This is a genomic window from Pseudactinotalea sp. HY160, from assembly GCF_009372055.1.
Lineage (GTDB): Bacteria > Actinomycetota > Actinomycetes > Actinomycetales > Beutenbergiaceae > HY158.
In genome coordinates this window covers 1-16,848 of the sequence record NZ_WHMT01000007.1, presented here as the reverse complement: position 1 = coordinate 16,848, position 16,848 = coordinate 1, and the positions used below count along the sequence as shown (strand labels likewise).

Sequence of the window (16,848 nt, the reverse complement as noted above, 5' to 3'; positions counted from 1 at the left end):
ATTCGACGCCGGCCCACACGACGCCGACCCACACGACGCCGACAGCACATCCGGCGCGGCCTCCGACTCTCGCGTGAGTCGGAGCGGGCGAGCAGGTCAGTCGACCCGGATGAGCAGGTAGTCGTACTCGTCGGAGCGGATGACCTGATCCGGGGCGGCCTCCCTGATGGCCGCCTTCTCGGTCAGGCTGAGCGGGACCTGGACGCCCACGGTCATCTCCCCCTTGAGGGCGATCGCCCCGAGGCCGCCGGTGCGGCTGCGGACCCGCTCATACAGGCTCATGAGCGCGTCGTCGATCCCGCCGGCGAGCACCTCGCGGGCCCGGCCGGTCTCGGAGGCCTGAGCGTCGAGCACGGCGATCTCCCGCTCGCTCTCGGCGGTGACGTCGGCGACCTGGGCCTCGATCGCCTGCACCTGCTCGGTCATCGCCGCCAGGTCGACCTCGGCGCCCTCGAGGCGCTCCATCACCTCGAGCTGCGCCTCCTCGAGCACGCCCTGGCGGCGGGCGAGCGCCTCGAGCTCACTCGTGAGCGCCTGGAGCTCCTTCGGAGTGCCCTCCCCGGAGTTGAGCCGGAGGGCGCCCCGCTCGGCGCGTGAGCGCACCTGCTCCACGTCCGCCTCGGCCTTGGCCACCTCGCGGCGGGTGTCCGTCACGAGCACGCCGGCCTGCGTGCGGGCGCGCTGCAGGTCCGCGGCGCGAGCGGTCAGCTCCTCGAGGGTCGCCAGCGTCGGGTGGGTGCGGCGCTGGTGGGCCAGCTGGGCCAGCCGGGTGTCGAGCTCTTGGACCTCGAGCAGGCGACGTTGTTCGGCGGGGGGTGCGGTGGTCACCGGGAGCCTCCTAGGTTGGTGCTGGCAAGCCTAACGGTCCACGGATCGGTCACGAGCCGCGAGGCCCGCACGTCCACGTCGAAGGCCGCCGCGAGCCGGTCGGCGACGCGCGGCACCCAGGGCCACTCGCTCGCATAGTGGGCGACGTCCACGAGCGCCGGTGCGCCCGGCATCGCGCCCGCCTCGGCGGCCCGGTGGTGGCGCAGGTCCGCCGTGAGATAGGCGTCCACTCCGGCGCGGCGGGCGGCGTCGAGGTAGGAGTCCCCGCTCCCCCCGCAGACCGCCACGCGGGAGATCGACCGGTCGAGGTCGCCGTGGATCCGCACGCCGTGCTCGGTGGCGGGCAGCCGGCCGGCCACGAGCTCCCCGAAGCCGCGCAGGCTCAACGGCTCGGCGAGCGTACCCACGCGCCCGATCCCGCTGCCCGGATGCGCATCGGGGTGCTCGACCGGTTCGAGCACCTCGAGCGGCACGGTGTCCGCGAGCCCGAGCAGCTCGGCCAGGGAGTCGTTCACCCCGCCGGGGGCGATGTCGGCGTTCGTGTGCGCGGTGTAGAGCGCGACCCCGGCGCCGATGAGGTCGTGGACCATCCTGCCCTTGGGCGTGGTCGCGGCCACGGTGGTGGTGCCCGAGAGGAACAGCGGGTGGTGGGTGAGCAGGAGGTCGGCGCCCCATTCGAGGGCCTCGGCGACCACGGTCGGGTCGATGTCGACGGCCACGAGCACGCGCCGGACCGCGGCCGCCGGGTCCCCGACGGTCAGGCCGACGGCGTCCCAGCCCTGGGCCGTGCTCTCGGGGTATCGCTCGCGCAGGTGGGCGACGATGTCGGCGACGGTCACCATGTCGATCCCGCTCAGAGCTCCCCGGCGCGCAGCTGCTCGGGGCTCCGCGGCGAGAGCAGCCCGGGTGCGATGTCGTACACGGTCTTGGCGCCGTGCTCACCGGCACTGCTGAGCCGGTGAGCGGCGCGGGCGTAGGCCACGAGCACGCTCGCGGTGAACTCGGGGTTGGAGGCGAGCGTGAGCCGGTACTCGATCGAGTTGACCGTGCCCGGGCTCGTCTCGCCCGAATGGATGACGACGCCGCCGTGCGGCATGGCCGAATGGTCGCGCCGGAGCTCCTCGGCCGAGATGAAGGTGACGGTCGTGTCGTAGTCGGCGAAGTAGTCGGGCATCGTGACGATCGCCGAGCGCACCTCCTCGGCGTCCGCGCCGTCGGCGAGCACGACGTAGCAGTGCCGGGTGTGCTTGTCGCGGGTGGCCAGGTCGGCGCCGGTTCCGGCGCGCACCCGGGCGATCGCCTCCTCGTTCGGCACCGTGTACTGCACACCGGCGGCCACTCCGGGCACCCGCCGGACCGCGTCCGAGTGTCCCTGGCTCAGTCCCTTGCCCCAGAAGGTCGCCGTCGTGCCCTGCGGCAGCACCGACTGGGCGTAGACCCGGTTGAGGGAGAACAGGCCCGGGTCCCAGCCCACCGAGATGATCGCGGTGGTGTTCCCGGCGCGGGCGGCGGCGTCGACGGCGGCGAAGTACTCGGGGATGCGCGCGTGGGTGTCGAAGGAGTCGACCGTCGTGTAGGAGCGCGCGAGCTCCGGGCCCTGCTCGGGCAGGTCGAGGCGGGAGCCGCCGCAGAGGACGAGCACGTCGATCCCCGCCCGGGTGTCCTCGTCGGCGAGCTCGTCGACCCGCCCGACGTGCACGTCACCCGAGGCCGGCGTGACGTCGAGGGGGTCGCGCCGGGTGTAGATGCCCACGAGGTGCAGGTCCTGCTGCCGGGCGAGCGCCTGCTCGACGCCGCGCCCCAGGTTGCCGTAGCCGACGATCCCAACGCGAATACTCATGCTCTGCCTTCCATAGTCGTGCGCTCACGCTAGCGCGTCCCGGCCCCGTGCGCCGACCCCGGATCGACCCGGATGAGCCCCGATGAGACCCGACCAACCCGTCAGCCGAGGATCTCGGCGCGGTTCAGGTCGCTCTGCGGCCATTCGTAGATCACGGGCTCGGCGAGTGCCTCGTCGGTGACGGCGCGGGCGTCGACCACGCCGATCGAGTCGAGCATGCAGCGCAGGGCGGTGAGCTGATCCACGCGCGGCTGCACGAAGTCCCGTTGCGAGAGGAAGCTCATCCCCAGGAGCGTGACGGTCAGGTAGGTCGCGCACTCGTCGCCGGGCATGACGAGATGGGCCTGGTGCTTCTCCTCGGCGACGCGCAGGTACTTGGCGAGCATCGCCGTCCAGAATTCGAACTCCTCGCCCACCTCCTCGACGGGCGGCTCCGGATCGAAGACGAGCGTGAGGGCGGCCCGCGCGAACGGGCTGCGGCTCGTCTGCAGCGACAGGCTCATGAGGCACCGGATCGCGGTGCGCAGGTCCCCCTCGGGGAAGAAGCGTCGGGCGTCGGCATCCGCGTACACGAGGGCATCGTGGAAGGCGCCGGCGAGGGCCCGGGCGAGGTCGCGTTTCGTGGGGAAGTGGTACGAGAAGGCGCCCTTGGTCAGCCCGATCCTGGCCGCGACGGCGGCGAACGAGGTCGCGCTGTAGCCGCGCTCGGCGATCTCCCTGGAGGCGGCGAGAAGGAGCTCGCGCCGCGTCGCCGCCGGACCGGTCATCATCATGTAAATATCTTATGTCCACGGTGGTGCGCCCGGAACAGTGCGGTCGCGCACAGAGCGGGATTCAGGACGACGCGATCGCGGCCCGCGTAGCGCGGGTGAGCGCTGCGAGGTCGGCCGGGGCGAGCTCGATGTCCAGGCCGCGCCGACCGCCCGAGACGAGCAGCGTCGTCCATCGGCCCGCGGAGGAGTCGAGGACGGTCGGCAGCGCGCGCCGCTGCCCGATCGGGGAGATGCCGCCGGCGACGTAGCCGGTGACGCGTTCGGCGTCGGCCACCGCGGCCATCGCGACCTTCTTCACCCCGAGGGCGGCGCCCATCGCCTTGAGGTCCAGGGTGGCGGACACGGGCACGATGCCGACGGCGAGGCCGGAGCCGGCGTCGACGAGGAGGGTCTTGAACACCTGGGCGGGGTCGCGCCCGAGGGCGGCGGCCGCCTCGAGGCCGAAGGACGGCGCGGTGGGGTCGTGGTCGTAGGGGTGCTCGGTGAACGCGACGCCCGCGGCGAGCAGGGCGCGCACGGCCGGGGTCGACCCCGAGGTCGGCTTCTTGGGCACCGGCCCACCGTAGCGGGCGGGGCCGGTGGCGCCGCACTCAGGCGGCGGGATGCACGTTCTGGTTGAGCCGGAAGCAGTTCTCCGGATCCCACCGGGCCTTGATGCGGGCGAGTCGGACGTAGTCGTCGCGGAAGGTCGCCCGCACGGCGTCCTCGCCCTCCTCCTGGAAGCCGGCGAAGTTGAGGTAGCGGGAGCCGTCGGACTTCGGCGTGAGCGCGGCCACGAGCTCGCGGACCCAGTGGATATTCGCCGGGTCGTCCGCGGCCGTGACCCAGTTGGCCTCCGGGTTGATCATGAAGGCGGCGTGCGAGCTGAGGGCGCCGTCGACCGGACCCGTCGCGGCGCCCGCGTTGTGCCAGAGGTCGATCGTGCTCAGGTCGGAGGGGGCGGATCGCCCGGCCTCGGCCAGCAGGTCGATCGTCTCCTCGTCGAGCGTCTCGAGGTTGACCGACTTCCAGTAGTAGCGGCCGCCGTCCGGGTAGTCCGCATCGAAGACCTGCTGGACGTCGACGTAGTCGGTCACGCCGCTTGCGTCGGCCAACGGGTCGCGGCTGAACTCCCGCAGCGGACTCAGGAGCGAGGCCCCCTCCCCCGGGTCGCCCACGTACAGGCCCGCGAACCCGACGAACGGCCATCCGGCGGTGCCCGCCGCGAAGCCCTCGCCCGCGTCCGGCACCCGGCCGAGGAACGCGAGAGTGCTCACCTCATCGGGCGCGGCCCGGCAGAAGTCCCGGAACAGCCGCAGCCCGCGCGTCGCCCGGCCGGCGCGGGCGTCGTGGAACACGAAGAGGAAGTAGGCGCGCGGCCCCACGGGGTGGGCGCGGTAGGTGAAGGAGGTGACGACGCCGACGTTGCCTCCCGATCCACGCAGCGCCCACAGCAGCTCGGGGTTCTCGGTGGCGCTCGCCGTGACGGCCTCGGAGTCGGCCGTGACCATCTCGGCACGGACCAGGCTCGCGCAGCTGAGCCCGTACCTGTTGCGGATCCATCCGTAGCCGCCGCCGAGGGTCAGGCCTGCGATGCCCGTTCGTGAGAACACGCCGCCGGGCACGGCCAGGCCCGCCGCCTGGGTCGCCGCGTCGACCTGGCCCCAGGTGGCGCCGCCCCCGGCGGTCACGAGGCGCCGGTCCGGGTCGAATTCGAGACCGGTGAGCCGCGCGAGGTCGAGCACGAGCCCGTCGTCGACGGTGCCGTGGCCGGCCACGCTGTGTCCGCCGCCGCGGACCGCGAGGGGCCAGCGGTGCCGGCGGGCGATCTCGACGGCGAGGCGCACGTCGTCGACGGACCGGCACCGCACGACCGCGAGCGGGTAGCGGTCGATCACGCCGTTCCACACCGCCCGCGCCCGGGCGTACTCCGGGTCGTCGCGGGTGATGACGGCGTCGCGCAGCGACCTGGGGAAATCCGCCACCGCTGGATTCATCGTCGCGACCGCCCGCCGGAACTGGTGCGCCTGATTCGAGGAGGAAATTCTACGCCCGCGCCCCGCGCGTGGCAATGCGGCTCCGTGCGCCGGCCGGCTCCCGATCGAGCCTATTCGACCGGCTGGCGCAGGATCGTGCGCCGGCGATCCGGGGCGGCCCGGCGCACATCGCTCAGATAGATCTCGTGGTGGACGCCGGTCGGGCGCAGGTCGTGGGCGCGCAGGAACTCGCAATGGAGCCGGCGGAGCACGCCGGCCTCGTCGTCGAAGGGGCCGACGTGCAGGGTCTGCACGCAGCGGCCCTCGTGGAGGTCCTCGAGGTGCAGGTCGGCGAGCCGAGGTCCGGCGCCCTTCGCGGCGGCCGCGGCCGTGGCGGCGTCGACGTCGTCCGGCCCGAGCCACTCGGGCACGAGCAGGAGCAGGCGCCAATGCCAGCGGGACTTGTCGCGTGCGCTGGTGAAGGCCGCGATGTCGTCTGCCCACCACAGGCCCTCGAGCGGCGGTACGACATAGTCCCGGCCGGCGTCCCTGCTTGCGAACTTGAGGCCGTACGCCACCGGGTAGAGGGTCTCGATCGCCGCGGTGAACGTGGGTGAGGTGTTCGGGTCACCGGCGCCGTCGACCGCGAGGTAGCGCCGGGGCGGCACATCGAGCAGCCGGAACCGCCCGCTGCGGGCCCGGTAGGAGTCGAGGTCCTTCTTGACGTCGACCTTCGCCGCGGTCATGGGTGCCACCCTACGTGCGCCGGGCCGGCCCGGGTATCCCGCCGGCCGGCTCGGCTAGGCTCGCCGCCATGGCCGTACGAGGCAGCACGACGGGGAGGAATCGATGAGCTCGGGTGAATCGGCGGAGCGGAAGGCCGCGGTTGCGCCCGGTGCGATGACGGTCGCCGACGTGATGGTCGAGCTGGAGGCGCTGGCGGATCCGAAGATCCTCGCGGTGAACAGGCGCCACGGCGACGACCACGCCGTCAACCTCACCCGGTTGCGGGAGCTCGCGAAGCGGATCAAGGGTCGGCCCGAGCTCGCCCCGCAGTTGTGGGCGACCGGCGACAGCGCGGCCCGGCTCGTGGCCATCCTCATCAGCAGGCCGCGCACGTTCGACCGCGAGCGGCTCGACGCGTGGCTGCGAGCGGGCGGCTCACCGAAGGTCCACGACTGGCTCGTCAACTACATCGTGAAGAAGAGCGGGCACGCCGAGGAGCTCCGCCTCGCCTGGTTCGACGACCCCGATCCCGTTGTCGCGAGCGCCGGCTGGGCGCTTACGTCCGAGCGGGTGGTCAAGTATCCGGATGGACTCGACCTGCCGAGGCTGCTCGACCGGATCGAGGACCAGATGGCCCGCGCCCCCGAGCGGCTCCAGTGGGCGATGAACCACACGCTCGCCCAGATCGGCATCGAGGATGCCGGCGAGCGGGCCCGGGCGCTCGCGATCGGGGAGCGGCTCGGGGTCCTGCGCGACTATCCGACCCCTCCGAACTGCACCTCGCCCTACGCCCCGGTGTGGATCGCCGAGATGGTCCGGCGCCGGGAGGGGGCCGGTCGGCGCCGGTGAACGCAGGGGTCGCGGGGGCTGCCGGCCGGCTCGCTATGGCTGCGGCAACCGATCGGCATCCCGCGCCCGCACGCCGGGGAGCGAGTCCTCCACGAACCGCGGCCGGCATGCGAACCACCCGCCGATGAGGCTGGGCACGGCGCTCGCGGCGAGCACGAGGAGCGGGACCGTCCACGAACCCGTCGTCTCGCGCAGGAGTCCGAGCCCGAACGGCGCCACGGCCGCGAGCGCGTAGCCGATGCCCTGCACGAAGCCCGAGACGACCGAGGCGGACTGCGTCGTCCTGGTCCGGACGTTGATGAGGGTCATGCACAGCGGGAACGTGCTCACCCCGATCCCCAGGGCGCACATCCACAGCGGTGTTCCCACGAGCGGGGAGACGAGCAGCCCGACGTAGCCGGCCACGAGGAAGATCGAGCAGACGACGACCACCACGAACGGCCTGCGCAGCCGCACGGTCAGTTGGGGCACGACCAGCGCCGCGACCACTCCCCAGGCGGAGTAGAGCCCGACCATCGACCCGCCCAGCGCCGCGGTGCCGCCGGCGTGGGTGATCATGGCGGGCACCCAGGTGATGATCCCGTAGTTCGATACCGAGATCATCGCGAACAGGATCACCAGCCCCCACACGATCGCCGAGTTGCCCAGCCTCGGCCGGGCGGAGACGGGCGCGGCCGGGGCGTCCCGGCGGGTGGCCGCACCGCCACGGCCGGGCAGCCTCGTCGTCACCACGAGCCAGGCGAGCCCGGCCAGGGCGATCGGCCCGACCCACATCCCGACCGAGAGCCGCCAACTAGTCGCCTGGGCGACCGGCACGGCGAGCAGCGGGGCGACGAACTGCCCGGTCTGCATGGAGATGAGGTAGAGGGAGGTCCACAGCGCGACCCGGCCCGGGAACCAGGCCTTGACGAGCGGCACGATGACGACGTTCGCCGCCCCGATCCCGGCGAGGGCGAGCACGGTCGAGGCCACGAGCGCGACCGGGGTCGACGAGTAGGCGCGCGCGACGAGCGCGAGGGCGGTCAGGGCCATCGCCACCGCGGCCGTCCGCTCGAGCCCGAACCTGCGCGTGACCACGGGCGCCAGGAAGCCGAAGACCCCGAAGGCCGCCGCCGGCACGGTGCCGAGCAGTCCCGCCACCAGTACGCCGTATCCGAGATCGGCGCCGATGATCTCGAGGAGTGGAGTGAACCCCGTCACCGCGGTCCGAAGGTTGACCGCCGTCAGAACGATCGCGAGACCCGCCAGGACGCCGAGGCGTCGCGTGCCCGCCGGGCGCTGGGATGAGGATTGGGGTGCCACGCTACACTCCACTACGAAGTCGACGAATGATGGGATGATGGGATGCCTGAGGACGGTAACACGCCACGGCCGATGCATCGAGTCGGGCTGATCGACCAGGCCGCCTCGCTCTTCCGCGACGAGGTGCTCTCGGGCCGGTGGCCGGTCGGTGAGCGGATCCCGACCGAGGTCGAGCTCGTCGCGAGCTTCGGGATCGGCCGCAACACGGTCCGGGAGGGGCTGCAGTCGCTCGTGCATGCGGGCCTGCTGCGCCGGGAGCAGGGCCGCGGCACGTTCGTCATCTCCGATTCCGAACTCACCGGACCGCTGGAACGCGGGCTCGCCGGCGGCCGGCGGCGCGACTACCTGGAGCTGCGCCTCGCCCTCGACACGACGGCGGCATCACTCGCGGCGGCACGGCGCACCGAGGCCGATATCGAGCGGCTGCGCGACCTGTGTGGGCGTCGGGAGGCGAGTTGGTCCACCGGCGACGCCGACGTCCGCGCGGGTGCGGATCTCGCCCTCCATCGGGCCATCGTCGCGGCGACCCACAACCCGCTCTACCTCGAGCTGTACTCCAGCATGCTCGACGTCTTCGCCGGGCACATGCGCGAGGACGGCCCCGTGGGTTCGGGCGACGTCGACCGGGCGCATCGGGATCATCACGATCTGGTCGAGGCGATCGCAGACGGGGACGCACCCCGTGCCACCGCGCTCGTGGCGGCCATCTTCGACCCGTTCATGGCCTGAGGACCGGCTCACGTGGCCGTGCGGGATGAGAGCTAGGCGTGGAACGCGGCGAAGAGCCGCTCGAAGCCCTCCTCGGTCACGATGGGCAGTCCGTACCGCTTGGCCTTGGCGGCCTTGCCGCTGAGCGAATCGGGATCGGCGGCGACGACGACCTTCGTCGACTTCGTGACCCCGCCCGTGGTCAGGCCTGCCGCCAGGACGGCGTCGACCCACTCGTCGCGGCCGCGCCGCAGCTCACCGGTGAACACGACGCGGTCACCGCGCTCGAGCACGAAGCCGCCGCCCGACCGCTCGGTCCGGGCCCCCTCGGCCAGTGCCTCCTCGATCGAACGGGCCCCGAGCCCGAGGGCCGCCGCCACGGTTGCGAGGTCGGCGTGCTCCTGCGCCGTGACGACGCCGTCGGCCAGGGCCTCCTGGGCCACCGATCGCAGGTAGTCGCGGTGGAGGCGGGCGACCGTCTCGGGGCCGAGGCCGGCGGCACGCGCCACCTCGAGTAGTTCACGCCCCTCGGTCACGGAGATCGTGCGGTCGAGGAGTGCGCGGTCCAGCGCCATGAGGTAGGACGCCTCGTCCTCGGGGGAACCGGGGATCCAGGCGGCAGCGAGCACGGACTCGAGCCACGAGCCCTCATTCTGCGCCGATGTGCCGCGGTGTGCGGGGGTGAAGGGAACCGATGCCCCGCGCGGGGCCGGCCAGACGAAGGCCGCTCCGGCCCGTCGATCCGTCTCCCACGCCCGATCGCCGTCGAGCCGGTGCGCCAGGTGCGCGACGAGTCGGGCGGTGGCGCGGGCATCGTCGAGGGCGCAGTGCGCGTTGGCGAGCTCGATGTCGAGGGCGTCGCAGCAGTGCGCGAGCTTGGCCGTCCCGAGCACCCGGCCCGCCCACTTCATCGAGCACAGGGCCGGCGGCCGGCCGGCGATCTCGTACCGGGCCCGGGCGAGTTCGGCGTGGAGGAAACGCATGTCGAACGAGGCGTTGTGCGCAACGACCGTGCGGCCCCGCAGCAGTTCGACCAGGTGATCGGCCACGTCACCGAAGTCCGGCGCGTCGACCACGTCGGCGGCACGGACGCCGTGGATACGCGTCGGGCCGAGGTCACGACGCGGGTTGAGCAGCGTCGTCCATTCGTGTTCGATGCGCCCGGACGGGGCGGCGAGCACGACCCCGACCTCGATCACGCGGTCGGTTCGTTCTGGCACGACCCCCGTCGTCTCGAAGTCGATCACAGCGAAACCGCTCGTCATGAGTCCATCCCTCCGATCACCGGCGATCCCCCCGGCGGGGCGCGCTTCGACGGTCCCGGCCATGGCGGAACCCTACCGGTACACGAGTGGACGGACGGAATGTCTACCGAAGCGCGTCCGCGAGGGAGACGAGATGGGCACGACTGAGCCGGCGCGCGGCCTCGGCGTCGCGCGCGGCGATCGCCTCGGTCAGGTCGGCGTGGGCGGCGTGGTCCGCGTCATCGGAGACGTGCCGGCCCATGCACAGCATGTCGATCATGGCCTGGCGCAGCCTCGGCACGAACGCGTCGAAGAGCTCGAGCAGGACGGGGTTGTCGGCGGCGGCGACGATCGCGCGGTGGAAGCGCATGTCGGCGTCCACGTACTCCTCGGTGCTGCCACGCCGATCGTGGCGTTCCGCCAGGGCGCGGCGGATCGCCCGGAGCGCGGCGGGTGTGCGCCGCTCGGCGGCGTGGGCGGCGGCCTCGGCCTCGATCGCGATGCGCGCCTCGATCACCGAGGCGATCCCCGCCCGGCGCAGCACGGCGTCCCACTCCTCGCCCGTGTCGAGGGCGGTGACGAACACCCCCGCGCCCTGCCGCGCCTCGAGCACCCCCTGGCCCGCGAGCTGCCTGATCGCCTCGCGCACGGTCGAGCGTCCGACCCCGAGCTGTGGCCCGAGTGTCGTCTCCCCCGGCAGTCTGGCGCCGAGCGGCCACTCGCCGGCGCGGATCCGCTCGAGCAGGGCGGCGGCCGCCTGGTCCGCGAGCGAGACCCGCCTGATCTCGACCATCGATGACACCAATCTACTTGTCTGAGGAGTTGTGTAGAGTCTATCCCGTGTTCGGGTCGGCCCGTCGCCGCTCCGGCGACGTTCCGTGCCGGCACATCATCCCCGCTGCCGCCGAATTCGAAGGGTCGTGCGCGTGACCGACATCCTGTCGCTGCGAAACGTCGACGTCGTGCGAGGGGCACGCCGAATCCTCACCGACATCAACCTGACCGTCCACGCGGGTGAGCATTGGGCGCTCATCGGCCCGAACGGTGCCGGCAAGAGCACGATCCTCAGCCTGTGCGGGGCGCAGCAGCACCCCACGCGCGGCACCGTGCACGTCCTCGGGAACCGGCTGGGCCGGGTGGAGATCCGCAAGCTGCGCGAATCCATCGGACATGTCGATCCGCGCCACCCCCTGCGGTCCGCGCTCACCGCCCGGGGGGTCGTGCTCACGGGGGCGACCGGCACGACCGAACTCATGCCCCGGTGGACACCCGGTCCGCAGGTGCGCGAACGAGCCGACCGGCTGATCGATGCGCTCGGGCTGCACGCTGTCGCCGACGCCGACTGGACGACGATGTCACAGGGAGAGCGGGGCAGGACGCTCATCGCGAGGGCGCTGCTGACGAAGCCGGCCCTGCTCCTGCTCGACGAGCCGTCGACCGGCCTGGACGTCGCGGCCCGGGAGCAGTACCTGGAGACGGTCGACCGATTGCATCGCCTGCGTCCCGAGCTGGCCACCGTGCTCGTGACCCATCACCTCGAGGAACTGCCCGAGTCGACGACGCATGCGGCCCTGGTCAAGGACGGTCGCCTCGTCGCGGTGGGAGCGGCGCAGGACGTGTTGACGACGGAGCTGGTCACCGAGAGCTTCGACCATCCGATCCGGATCGAGCACCGCGATCGACGGTGGTACGCCCGCGCCATCCGAACGCCCGCGGCGGCTCACCCCGACGCGATCTGACGGACGCCTCGCGCCCGCGGCGCACATCGGGGTATCGCCTCGGCGGGTCCGTACCGGGTCCGCGCAGCACCTAGCCTGGCAGGGTGAGCGAGACGTGGAACCCCGAGGACCCCTCCTGGCCGGAGCCGCCGCCCGAGGAGCCGGATAGCTGGGAGCCGCCCGAGGAGCCGGAGCTGTGGGGGCCGCCCGAGCCGTGGCGCTCCGAATCGGCGGCGCCGCCGCGCCAGCCGAGCCAGCCGCGCCAGCCGGTCGCTGCCGCACCGGCGGCGGCCATGACTCCCCTCGAGGCGCTCACGACGATCTGGGGCTACGACTCGTTCCGAGGCCGGCAGGCGGAGATCATCGACGCCGTGGTCCGCGGCGAGGATGCCCTCGTGCTCATGCCCACCGGCGGCGGGAAGAGCCTGTGCTACCAGGTTCCGGCGCTCGTGCGGGAGGGAACGGGCGTCGTCATCAGTCCGCTCATCGCGCTCATGCACGACCAGGTGGACGCCCTCGCCCAACTCGGGGTGCGCGCGGCGTTCCTCAACTCGACCCAGAGCACGCCCGAGCGCCGGGAGGTCGAGCGGCGGTTGCTCGACGGCGAACTCGACCTGCTCTACCTCGCCCCCGAGCGGCTGGCCGCGGCGACCGCGCTGCTCGATCGCGCCCACATCTCGCTCTTCGCGATCGACGAGGCGCACTGCGTGGCGCAGTGGGGGCACGACTTCCGGCCGGACTACCTCGGCCTGACGATCCTGCACGAGCGCTGGCCGCACGTGCCGCGGATCGCCCTGACCGCCACCGCCACGCGGGACACGCGCGAGGAGATCACCCGCAACCTCCGGCTCGACGGCGCCCGGGTGTTCGTCGCCGGCTTCGACCGGCCGAACATCCAGTACCGCATCGCCCCGAAGCAGGAGGCCCGGCGGGCGCTGCTGCGGCTCATCCGGGAGGAGCATCCGGGTGCCGCCGGGATCGTGTACTGCCTGAGCCGGGCCTCGGTCGAGCGCACCGCCGAGTGGCTCACCGGCGAGGGGATCACGGCGCTCCCTTACCATGCGGGCCTGCCCGCCGAGTTGCGCGCGCGCAACCAGGCGCGCTTCCTGCGCGAGGACGGCGTGGTCATGGTGGCCACGATCGCGTTCGGCATGGGCATCGACAAGCCGGACGTGAGGTTCGTGGCGCACCTCGACCTTCCCAAGAGCATCGAGGGTTACTACCAGGAGACCGGCCGCGCGGGCCGCGACGGGCTGCCCTCGACCGCGTGGCTCGCGTACGGGCTCGCGGACGTCGTCCAACAGCGCCGCATGATCTCGGGCGGCGAGGGCGACCGGCAGCGCAAGCGCGCCCAGACCCTCCACCTGGACGCGATGCTCGCCCTGTGCGAGACGGTCCAGTGCCGGCGCCGGCAGTTGCTGCGCTACTTCGGCGAGGAGAGCGAGCCGTGCGGCAACTGCGACACGTGCCTCGCCCCGCCGGAGACGGTCGACGGCACGGTGCCGGCACAGAAGCTGCTCTCGACGATCCTGCGGCTGCGCACCGAGCACGGGCAGAGCTTCGGCGCCGGGCACCTCGTGGACATCCTGCTCGGTCGGGAGACCGAGCGGGTGGTGCGGCTGCGCCACACCAACCTGTCGACGTTCGGGATCGGCACGGAGCTCGGCGAGCAGTACTGGCGCGGGGTCGTGCGCCAGCTGCTCGCGCACGGACTCATCGAGGTCCGCGGCGAATACGGGGTGCTCGCGCCGACCGAGGCCGCCGCGCCGGTCCTGCGCGGGGAGCAGCCGGTGCGACTGCGCCGGGAGCCCGAGCGGGAGCGGGCCACCCGCGCGCCGAAGACCAAGGCCGCCCCGGTGGAGCTGGACGAGCCGCAGCAGGAACTCTTCCAGGGTCTGCGCACCTGGCGGGCCGCGGTGGCGAAGGAACAGGGAGTGCCGGCCTACGTCGTCTTCAATGACGCGACGCTCGCGGGCATCGCCCGCGCGCGGCCCGACTCGCTCGGAGCGCTGCGGCAGATCTCGGGCGTGGGCGATGCGAAGCTCGAACGGTACGGCGAGGCGGTCCTCGGCGTGCTCGCGGGCGCATGACCCGACCCGCAGCCGGCGTTGGTGGCCGCCACCCCGAGACGCACGCGGTCGAGTCGCGGCCGCCGGTAGGCTCGACGAAACGTTATACCGGCGTCTCGCTCAGCAGTTGAATCCTCCGTGCAGACGGCTCGAAATCCGCGAGTAGACAAGGTGGCCCGAATTGGACCAGGCACCAAGCATCCTGTTCCGCGACGTCCGCGTCTTCGACGGTGTGCAGCCGCGGTTGTCCGCCGCGCAGGACGTCCGGGTCGAGGCCGGGGTGATCGCGTCGATCACCGCATCCACCCGTCACGAGAGTACGGAGGGGACCGCCGGTTCTTCCCCGACCGACATCGTCATCGACGGGGCCGGGCGGACGTTGATGCCCGGGCTGATCGACATGCACACGCACCTGTCCTTCGCCGGTATCAGCCAGGTCACCGCCTTGACGGGGAACGTGTACTTCCTGGCCATCGCCGCGGCCGCGGGTGCCGAACAGACACTTCTTCGCGGATTCACCACCGTGCGCGATCTCGGCGGGCCGGTGTTCGGGATCAAGCAGGCGATCGATCTGGGCCTGGCACGGGGGCCTCGGATCTTCCCCTCGGGGGCGTTCATCTCCCAGACCGGCGGGCACGGAGACTTCCGCCTGCCCTTCGAGGTGCCTCGTGGCTCACACGGTCGCTTGAGCCACTCGGAGCTGCTCGGCGCCGCGGTCATCGCCGACGGTGTGCCGGAGGTCTTGCGCGGCGTGCGTGAGCAGTTGATGCTCGGGGCCAGCCAGGTCAAGGTGATGAGCGGCGGTGGTGTCACGTCTGCCTATGACCCCCTGGATGTCACCCAATACACCGAGTCGGAGATGCGGGCTGCGGTCGAGGCGGCCGAGAACTGGGGCACCTACGTCACCGTTCACGCGTACACGACGCGCGCGGTGCAGCAGGCGCTACGGGCGGGCGTCCGGTGCATCGAACACGGTCAGCTCATCGACGACGACACCGCCGCCCTCATGGCCGAGCACGGGGCGTGGTGGTGCCTCCAGCCGTTCCTCGACGACGAGGACGCCACGCCCACCCAGGGTGCCAATCGAGTCAAGCAGCTCCACGTGGCAGCCGGCACCGACGCCGCCTTCGAGCTGGCCCGCAAACACGGGATCAACCTCGCCTTCGGATCCGACGTCCTGTTCTCACCGGGGCTGTGGCGACGGCAGACACACCGGTTGGCGAAGCTGGTCCGATGGATGTCCGCGGCCGAGGTCCTGATCATGGCCACCTCGCGTAACGCCGAGTTGCTCGCCCTCTCCGGTCCGCGCAACCCCTACCCCGGCCGGCTGGGGGTGGTTGCCGAGGGTGCGCTGGCGGACCTGTTGCTCGTGGACGGCGACCCCCTGGCGAACATCGGCGTCATCACCACACCCGAGCAGACGATGCCCGTCATCCTCAAGGCCGGGGCGATCGTCAAGAACGAGAGCTAGGCGGGCGGGAGCACAACGAACTCCTGGTGGACCCCTGGCCCGCCGCACCGGCGGCGTCCTGGCCTTGCCAGAAGAGTGGACGGCGCGGCGCTAACTTAGTTAGTATCCATGAACTTTGGTAGGATGTCGAGCGACACGCTCCGAGCGAGAGGTGACGACGGTGCCTCTGGGAAAAGAGCGACGGCAGGCAGCCGCCCGAGCAGAAATCGTGGGTGCCTGCTGGGAGTTGGCCCGCGAGCACGGACTGTCCGGGTTCACCATGCGCCAGATCGCTGCCGCGGTGGGAGTGCAGGCACCAAGCCTGTACACCTACTTCGAGTCCAAACACGCGATCTACGACTTCATGTTCACCGAAGGCAACGCCGCCTTCCGCGATGCAATGCGATCCGTTCCGACCCTGGAGGATCGACGCGAACAGTTGCGGGTCGCGGCCCGGGCCTTTGTGGACTTCTGCCTGGCCGACCCGGTGCGGTTCCAACTGCTGTTCCAACGGATGATTCCCGGCTTCGTGCCATCACCACAAGCGTATGCGCCCGCCGTCGAGGCGTTCGAGTCGATGCGTGCCGCGTTCGCACGCATCGACATCACCCGTTCCGAGGACCTCGACCTGTGGACCGCACTGGTCACCGGCCTCGTCTCTCAACAACTCGCCAACGATCCCGATGGTGATCGATGGCTCGCACTCACCGATGCCGCCGCGGACATGTTCGCCGCAGGACTGGAGTGTTCCCGCTTTAGTAGACAGACGAATTAGGCTGCCAATTCGTTGATGTTCCTATATCCTAGTTCATATTCTGCGGGTGTCAAGTATCCGAGAGTCGAGTGCCGACGGATGGTGTTGTAGTAGTTCGTGATCCAGTCGATGGTCGCTTTGCGGAGTCGTGTCAGGTTCGGCCAGGGGCGGGTGTGGATGAGTTCCTTCTTGTAGGTCGCGAAGAATGATTCCGAGACTGCGTTGTCGTAGCAAACACCGGTCCTGCCCAGGGAGCGGCGGATATTGTGATCTTCGCAGTATTTGGCGAAGGCGGTGGAAGTGTATTGCGTTCCGCGGTCACTGTGGAATATGACACCGGCGGGTGGCTTCCGGGTCTTGAGTGCCATGTCGAGGGCGTCGGTGACCAGGTCGGTGCGCATGTGGTCCTCGATCGCCCAGCCGACCAGGGCACGTGAGTGCAGGTCGATGACGGTGGCCAGGTAGGCCCACCCTTCCCACGTCTTGACGTACGTAATGTCGCCGCACCAGCGGGTATCGGCCTCCTCGGCGGTGAACGAGCGCCCGATCAGGTCTGGTGCCGGCACCGGCCCCTGACCGGGGACCGTCGTGCGCTTCCACGCCCGGGGGTGGCGTCCCTGCAGGCCGGCGGC

17 protein-coding genes are annotated in these 16,848 nt (G+C 71.5%); 6 read left to right on the top strand and 11 right to left on the bottom strand.

Annotated elements, in window-relative coordinates; all coding sequences use genetic code 11:
- Positions 1–96: 96 nt before the first annotated feature.
- From GCG21_RS08315 to GCG21_RS08285, 7 genes are all read right to left on the bottom strand, one after another.
- On the bottom strand, positions 97–828 hold the full coding sequence (locus GCG21_RS08315) for a zinc ribbon domain-containing protein (RefSeq protein WP_153878044.1): 732 nt from the start codon (positions 826–828) through the stop codon (positions 97–99).
- Entirely contained in the window at positions 825–1,670 is an 846-nt protein-coding gene (locus tag GCG21_RS08310; RefSeq protein ID WP_152819003.1) for a Nif3-like dinuclear metal center hexameric protein, read from the bottom strand. The genes GCG21_RS08315 and GCG21_RS08310 overlap by 4 nt, the downstream gene beginning before the upstream one ends.
- A gap of 11 nt (positions 1,671–1,681) precedes the next feature.
- Positions 1,682–2,668: a diaminopimelate dehydrogenase gene (locus GCG21_RS08305; protein ID WP_152819001.1), complete on the bottom strand. Its 987-nt coding sequence runs from the start codon at positions 2,666–2,668 to the stop codon at positions 1,682–1,684.
- Positions 2,669–2,769: 101 nt separating this feature from the next.
- The gene (locus GCG21_RS08300; RefSeq protein WP_227993562.1) at positions 2,770–3,441 is read right to left on the bottom strand and encodes a TetR/AcrR family transcriptional regulator; all 672 of its coding nucleotides are present in this window, start codon (positions 3,439–3,441) and stop codon (positions 2,770–2,772) included.
- A 61-nt stretch (positions 3,442–3,502) separates the two neighbouring features.
- Entirely contained in the window at positions 3,503–3,994 is a 492-nt protein-coding gene (gene ybaK, locus GCG21_RS08295) for a Cys-tRNA(Pro) deacylase (RefSeq protein WP_370517406.1), read from the bottom strand.
- 37 nt (positions 3,995–4,031) lie between these two features.
- Positions 4,032–5,405 (bottom strand): FAD-binding oxidoreductase, encoded by a 1,374-nt coding sequence (locus tag GCG21_RS08290; protein ID WP_194165001.1) that lies wholly within the window; start codon positions 5,403–5,405, stop codon positions 4,032–4,034.
- Positions 5,406–5,527: 122 nt separating this feature from the next.
- On the bottom strand, positions 5,528–6,142 hold the full coding sequence (locus tag GCG21_RS08285; RefSeq protein ID WP_152818997.1) for a GyrI-like domain-containing protein: 615 nt from the start codon (positions 6,140–6,142) through the stop codon (positions 5,528–5,530).
- 103 nt (positions 6,143–6,245) lie between these two features.
- Here GCG21_RS08285 and GCG21_RS08280 point away from each other — a divergent pair, with 103 nt between their 5' ends.
- Positions 6,246–6,971 carry a DNA alkylation repair protein gene (locus GCG21_RS08280; protein ID WP_227993561.1) on the top strand — a complete coding sequence of 242 codons (726 nt, stop codon included), beginning with the start codon at positions 6,246–6,248 and terminating at the stop codon, positions 6,969–6,971.
- A gap of 33 nt (positions 6,972–7,004) precedes the next feature.
- On the opposite strand, the gene GCG21_RS08275 is transcribed toward GCG21_RS08280, so the two are convergent.
- Positions 7,005–8,273 (bottom strand): MFS transporter, encoded by a 1,269-nt coding sequence (locus GCG21_RS08275; protein WP_194165000.1) that lies wholly within the window; start codon positions 8,271–8,273, stop codon positions 7,005–7,007.
- 42 nt (positions 8,274–8,315) lie between these two features.
- On the opposite strand from GCG21_RS08275, the gene GCG21_RS08270 reads away from it, so the two are divergent.
- Entirely contained in the window at positions 8,316–9,002 is a 687-nt protein-coding gene (locus GCG21_RS08270) for a FadR/GntR family transcriptional regulator (RefSeq protein ID WP_227993557.1), read from the top strand.
- Between the two features lie 32 nt (positions 9,003–9,034).
- Here the strand turns inward: GCG21_RS08270 and GCG21_RS08265 are convergent, their stop codons facing one another.
- Positions 9,035–10,246: an exonuclease domain-containing protein gene (locus GCG21_RS08265; RefSeq protein ID WP_194164999.1), complete on the bottom strand. Its 1,212-nt coding sequence runs from the start codon at positions 10,244–10,246 to the stop codon at positions 9,035–9,037.
- A gap of 103 nt (positions 10,247–10,349) precedes the next feature.
- Positions 10,350–11,018: a FadR/GntR family transcriptional regulator gene (locus tag GCG21_RS08260; protein WP_152818989.1), complete on the bottom strand. Its 669-nt coding sequence runs from the start codon at positions 11,016–11,018 to the stop codon at positions 10,350–10,352.
- Positions 11,019–11,151: 133 nt separating this feature from the next.
- Here GCG21_RS08260 and GCG21_RS08255 point away from each other — a divergent pair, with 133 nt between their 5' ends.
- From GCG21_RS08255 to GCG21_RS08240, 4 genes are all read left to right on the top strand, one after another.
- Positions 11,152–11,964 (top strand): ABC transporter ATP-binding protein, encoded by an 813-nt coding sequence (locus GCG21_RS08255; protein ID WP_370517405.1) that lies wholly within the window; start codon positions 11,152–11,154, stop codon positions 11,962–11,964.
- 272 nt (positions 11,965–12,236) lie between these two features.
- Positions 12,237–14,033 carry a DNA helicase RecQ gene (gene recQ, locus GCG21_RS08250; protein WP_152909376.1) on the top strand — a complete coding sequence of 599 codons (1,797 nt, stop codon included), beginning with the start codon at positions 12,237–12,239 and terminating at the stop codon, positions 14,031–14,033.
- Between the two features lie 160 nt (positions 14,034–14,193).
- Positions 14,194–15,483 carry an amidohydrolase family protein gene (locus GCG21_RS08245; RefSeq protein WP_194164998.1) on the top strand — a complete coding sequence of 430 codons (1,290 nt, stop codon included), beginning with the start codon at positions 14,194–14,196 and terminating at the stop codon, positions 15,481–15,483.
- A gap of 160 nt (positions 15,484–15,643) precedes the next feature.
- Positions 15,644–16,237 (top strand): TetR/AcrR family transcriptional regulator, encoded by a 594-nt coding sequence (locus tag GCG21_RS08240; protein WP_194164997.1) that lies wholly within the window; start codon positions 15,644–15,646, stop codon positions 16,235–16,237.
- Here GCG21_RS08240 and GCG21_RS08235 read toward each other — a convergent pair.
- Positions 16,234–16,848 (bottom strand): IS3 family transposase (locus GCG21_RS08235; protein ID WP_152818986.1); only part of this gene is annotated, 615 nt, incomplete at its 5' end. The two genes, GCG21_RS08240 and GCG21_RS08235, sit on opposite strands and share 4 nt — an antisense overlap.

What these genes read in the sequence shown, in the direction of transcription:
- GCG21_RS08270 (WP_227993557.1), top strand. Translation starts at nt 8,316, where the DNA reads ATGCCTGAGGACGGTAACACGCCACGGCCGATGCATCGAGTCGGGCTG.
- recQ (WP_152909376.1), top strand. Translation starts at nt 12,237, where the DNA reads ATGACTCCCCTCGAGGCGCTCACGACGATCTGGGGCTACGACTCGTTC.
- GCG21_RS08305 (WP_152819001.1), bottom strand. Translation starts at nt 2,668, where the DNA reads ATGAGTATTCGCGTTGGGATCGTCGGCTACGGCAACCTGGGGCGCGGC.
- GCG21_RS08310 (WP_152819003.1), bottom strand. Translation starts at nt 1,670, where the DNA reads ATGGTGACCGTCGCCGACATCGTCGCCCACCTGCGCGAGCGATACCCC.
- GCG21_RS08300 (WP_227993562.1), bottom strand. Translation starts at nt 3,441, where the DNA reads ATGATGATGACCGGTCCGGCGGCGACGCGGCGCGAGCTCCTTCTCGCC.
- GCG21_RS08280 (WP_227993561.1), top strand. Translation starts at nt 6,246, where the DNA reads ATGAGCTCGGGTGAATCGGCGGAGCGGAAGGCCGCGGTTGCGCCCGGT.
- GCG21_RS08285 (WP_152818997.1), bottom strand. Translation starts at nt 6,142, where the DNA reads ATGACCGCGGCGAAGGTCGACGTCAAGAAGGACCTCGACTCCTACCGG.
- GCG21_RS08260 (WP_152818989.1), bottom strand. Translation starts at nt 11,018, where the DNA reads ATGGTCGAGATCAGGCGGGTCTCGCTCGCGGACCAGGCGGCCGCCGCC.
- GCG21_RS08265 (WP_194164999.1), bottom strand. Translation starts at nt 10,246, where the DNA reads ATGACGAGCGGTTTCGCTGTGATCGACTTCGAGACGACGGGGGTCGTG.